Origin of the sequence: Staphylococcus sp. HMSC13A10 (genome assembly GCF_001808005.1) — a bacterium.
Classification (GTDB): Bacteria; Bacillota; Bacilli; order Staphylococcales; family Staphylococcaceae; genus Staphylococcus; species Staphylococcus pasteuri.
This window is the reverse complement of record NZ_KV791827.1, coordinates 1-1,251: the sequence shown is the minus strand read 5'-3', so window position 1 is coordinate 1,251 and position 1,251 is coordinate 1. Positions and strand designations below refer to the sequence as shown.

1 protein-coding gene and 1 pseudogene are annotated in these 1,251 nt (G+C 28.5%); both read right to left on the bottom strand.

Annotated elements, in window-relative coordinates; all coding sequences use genetic code 11:
* Positions 1-342, bottom strand: a 342-nt coding sequence (locus HMPREF3125_RS01415; RefSeq protein WP_176745268.1) for a cadmium resistance transporter, incomplete at its 3' end; no start/stop codon positions are given.
* A gap of 372 nt (positions 343-714) precedes the next feature.
* Positions 715-1,147: pseudogene (locus HMPREF3125_RS01410) on the bottom strand (universal stress protein).
* Between the last annotated feature and the right edge of the window lie 104 nt (positions 1,148-1,251).

The following is a 1,251-nucleotide window of genomic DNA, read 5'->3' as shown; positions in this document are numbered from 1 at the left end:
AATTGCAACCGTACCAACTAGTTTAGACAATCCTTTTTCATTCAATTCTTTTTTAGCTCTCTCTTCTCCGTCACTATCACCATAAATAGCCACTTTAATTCCTAAATAAATCGGTATTAACCCTAATAATCCTAATATCCATTTTTCAGGAACATAATTTAAGACAAAGGCAAAGAATAAACTTATGACAATCAATGCCACAGATCCTACATAGTGACCAATATAAATATCTCGATATTCTTTCCTAGTCTTTGCTCTAGCAAAGAACATTAATAAAATCACTAATAAGTCTAATGCTGTCGCAATATAAAGAATAGCAGCAGTTACAATAGTCTGAATCATAATTACACCTCATTCAAAAATATTTTTGAATATATTATAACTTATTTTTTTTAATAATCATAGGTGCTTTATTCCAATTGCTTTATTGACGTTGAGCCTCGGAACCCTTAACAATCCCAAAACTTGTCGAATGGTCGGCTTAATAGCTTACGCTATGCCGACATTCGTCTACAAGTTTAGTTAAGGGTTCTTCTCAACCTCAATAAATTTTCTCGGCATAAATGCGTGTCTAATCTTTTTTAGAATGACTAATCAAAAAATAATCTAAAAAATCACAAACCAAAATTAAAAAAATAAAAAGCCTAAATACTCTCTCGATTTGTGAGAAAGTATTTAGGCTTTTTGAATTAATAAATTTCTTACTTCTTATGTTTATTTAACAATTAGTACTGGGACAGAACTTCTTTTAGCAATCTTATGTGTAACATCTCCTTAAACCATGTTTAATATTCAAATCGACTCTATGATTACTCATAATTACTAAATCAAATTCACCATTATTTATATCTCCAGAAGTAATCTTTTCTAAGATTGTATCTTTAATATGCCCAAAATCTACATCTATTTTATATTGAATATCTCTTTTTTCTAATTCACGTAAAAATGGAGTAAGTTTTTTTTCTTTTTCTCTAATAATATCTTTTTTATGCTTATTATAATATTTGACATTAATTGCAAGATCATTTTCTGTTACAACGTGATAAATTACAACAACTGAATCTTCATCGGTGACTTTTTCTAAATAGTCAGGGATAGCACTAAAATCATTTTCGAAATCATAGGGTAATAATATATTTTTGAACATCTACACCAGCCTCCTATTACTTATTATTTAGATGTCTATTACTTATATATACCCTGAATATATATGCTTATTCTGGTTCTGTTGCAAAGTAAAAAAATATAGCT